Below are 1,523 nucleotides of genomic sequence, written 5' to 3'. Positions count from 1 at the left end.
TCCGTACCGGTTTGGATTGCGCCGCCAAACACATAGACGAACAGCAGCATCATCGCAATCGGAGTGATGCAGACCGTTACGATGGTGTCCATACTGCGGAAAATATGGCGCATGGAACGTCCAAGCATAACGCCCATATCGCTGAAAAAGTGTTTCTTTGCCGCCTCCATTTACTTTCCCTCCTTTTTGCCGATGATTGCGAGGAATATCTCCTCTAATGTCGGCTGTTTTTCAACATACTCCACCTTTGCGGATGGGAACAGCTTTTTTAGATCAGAGAGCGTGCCGCTGGCGATAATCCTACCCTCGTGCAGAATGGCAATTCGGTCGGCAAGCTGCTCAGCTTCCTCCAAATACTGCGTAGTTAGGAGTACCGTCGTGCCGCTGCCCGCCAGCTCCTTAACAATCTTCCAAACCTCGATGCGCGCCTCAGGGTCAAGCCCAGTGGTCGGCTCGTCGAGGAAAATGATCTCCGGTTTTCCCACAAGGCTCAAGGCGATGTCGAGCCTGCGGCGCATACCACCCGAATAAGTAGACGCCCTGCGGTCGGCGGCGTCTGTCAAGCCGAAGCGTGTAAGCAAATCGTCCGCAACCTGACGCGGATTTTTGAGGTATCGCAGTTTGGCAATCATGATCAGATTTTCCCGTCCGGTCAAAATTTCGTCCACGGCGGCAAATTGCCCGGTCAGACTGATCGCCTGCCGCACATTCTCGGGTTTTGACGCAACATCGAATCCGTTTACGGTGGCAGTTCCGCTGTCTTGTTTTAGCAGCGTGGTGAGGATTTTGACAACCGTTGTCTTGCCTGCCCCGTTGGAGCCAAGGAGAGCGAAAATACTGCCCTTTTCCACCTCGAAATCTACGCCCTTCAGCACTTCATGCTGCTTGTAGGATTTTTTCAGTCCTTTTACTTGAATGGGCTTGGTTTGCACGGTTTGCATCGGATTCCCTCCCTTAAATTAAATGACTGTAACTTTTGACAAATTAGCTTCCATGCCTTTGAGCGCGGCAAAGGTCAACTTATCCATCGTCGCGCCATCAAAGCAGATGCTTTTGATAGCTCTGTAATATTTCTTAGACAAGGTAAACCCCGATAGGAAAGACACATTTTTAAGTGTAGCGCCCTTGAACGAAACTTCGGTTAATGCCGCTTTGTCAAACTTAACTCCGACAAACGTCTGTCCGTCAAAACATTGGCCGCTCAGATCGGAGTACTTGAAGTCAACCCCATCAAATAAACAACCTTCAAAAATCGTTTTTCTAAGATCGGTCATCGTTAACGTTACGTCGGTCAGTCTTACTCCTGAGAATTTGGCTCCGTCAAGTCCCGACTTGCTGAAATTGGTTCGTACAAGGATCGTCTTATTGAAGCTTGCTTTTCCTAGGTCAAGCGCGGATAGGCTGCAGTCCGTCAGATTCGCGCCGTCAAAATTGGCTTCGCGTACGTCGCTGGCCTTAAACGTACTGCCGGTCAAATCTGCGCCCGAAAAGTCGGAACCGTGCAACGCGCTGCCTTTAAACTG

At 50.2% G+C, this 1,523-nt stretch carries 2 protein-coding genes and 1 pseudogene; all 3 read right to left on the bottom strand.

Annotation, left to right across the window (positions count from 1 at the left end):
- Positions 1-170, bottom strand: a pseudogene (locus GC102_RS14505) (ABC transporter permease); the annotation flags it as partial.
- Positions 171-941 (bottom strand): ABC transporter ATP-binding protein, encoded by a 771-nt coding sequence (locus GC102_RS14500; RefSeq protein ID WP_171690173.1) that lies wholly within the window; start codon positions 939-941, stop codon positions 171-173.
- Positions 942-959: 18 nt separating this feature from the next.
- Positions 960-1,523: pentapeptide repeat-containing protein (locus GC102_RS14495; protein WP_171690172.1), on the bottom strand; the 564-nt coding region annotated here is incomplete at its 5' end.

This window comes from Paenibacillus germinis (assembly GCF_013141785.1).
GTDB lineage: Bacteria > Bacillota > Bacilli > Paenibacillales > NBRC-103111 > Paenibacillus_E > Paenibacillus_E phytorum.
This window is presented reverse-complemented; position numbering and strand designations above follow the sequence as displayed.